A 1,427-nucleotide genomic window follows, 5' to 3' on the forward strand; every position below is an offset into this window, starting at 1 on the left:
TGGTGTTTCAGAACCGTAGAGTGGATGCGTAACATCTTCGTAGGCAAGTCCTCGGCCTATTAGTACCAGTCAACTCGACAACACATTACTGTGCTTCCATTTCTGGCCTATCAACCCAATGGTCTGTTGGGGGCCTTAACCCACATGGGGTGGGATACCTCATCTTGGAACAGGCTTCCCGCTTAGATGCCTTCAGCGGTTATCCCTTCCGAACGTGGCCAACCAGCCATGCCCTTGGCAGAACAACTGGCACACCAGAGGTTCGTCCGTCCCGGTCCTCTCGTACTAGGGACAGCCTTCCTCAAGTATCCTACGCGCGCGGCGGATAGGGACCGAACTGTCTCACGACGTTCTAAACCCAGCTCGCGTGCCGCTTTAATGGGCGAACAGCCCAACCCTTGGGACCTACTCCGGCCCCAGGATGCGACGAGCCGACATCGAGGTGCCAAACCATGCCGTCGATATGGACTCTTGGGCAAGATCAGCCTGTTATCCCCGGGGTACCTTTTATCCGTTGAGCGACACCCCTTCCACCAGGAGGTGCCGGATCACTAGTCCCGACTTTCGTCCCTGCTCGACATGTCTGTCTCACAGTCAAGCTCCCTTGTGCACTTGCACTCAACACCTGATTGCCAACCAGGCTGAGGGAACCTTTGGGCGCCTCCGTTACTCTTTAGGAGGCAACCGCCCCAGTTAAACTACCCATCAGGCACTGTCCCTGAACCAGATCATGGCCCGAGGTTCAGATTCCCAATTCGACCAGAGTGGTATTTCAACAACGACTCCACAGCCACTAGCGTGACCACTTCACAGTCTCCCACCTATCCTACACAAGCCGAACCGAAAACCAATACCAAACTATAGTAAAGGTCCCGGGGTCTTTCCGTCCTGCCGCGCGTAACGAGCATCTTTACTCGTAGTGCAATTTCGCCGGGCCTGTGGTTGAGACAGCCGGAAAGTCGTTACGCCATTCGTGCAGGTCGGAACTTACCCGACAAGGAATTTCGCTACCTTAGGATGGTTATAGTTACCACCGCCGTTTACTGGCGCTTAAATTCTCAGCTTCACCCCCGAAGGAGTTAACCGGTCCTCTTAACGTTCCAGCACCGGGCAGGCGTCAGTCCATATACATCGTCTTGCGACTTCGCATGGACCTGTGTTTTTAGTAAACAGTCGCTTTCCGCTGGTCTCTGCGGCCACCCACCCCTAGCTCGCGAAGAGCTTCAGGATGTTTGGCCCCCCTTCTCCCGAAGTTACGGGGGCATTTTGCCGAGTTCCTTAACCACAGTTCACCCGATCGCCTTGGTATTCTCTACCTGACCACCTGTGTTGGTTTGGGGTACGGGCCGTGCATGCACTCACTAGAGGCTTTTCTCGGCAGCATAGGATCACTCTACTTCGCCTCAAACGGCTACGCATCACGTCTC

1 rRNA gene is annotated in these 1,427 nt (G+C 55.0%); it reads right to left on the reverse strand.

The window, feature by feature from the left end:
• Positions 1-39: 39 nt before the first annotated feature.
• A 23S ribosomal RNA gene (locus C2L58_RS12865) occupies positions 40-1,427 on the reverse strand; the annotation flags it as partial.

The organism is Amycolatopsis sp. CA-126428 (assembly GCF_002904335.1).
Lineage (GTDB): Bacteria > Actinomycetota > Actinomycetes > Mycobacteriales > Pseudonocardiaceae > Amycolatopsis.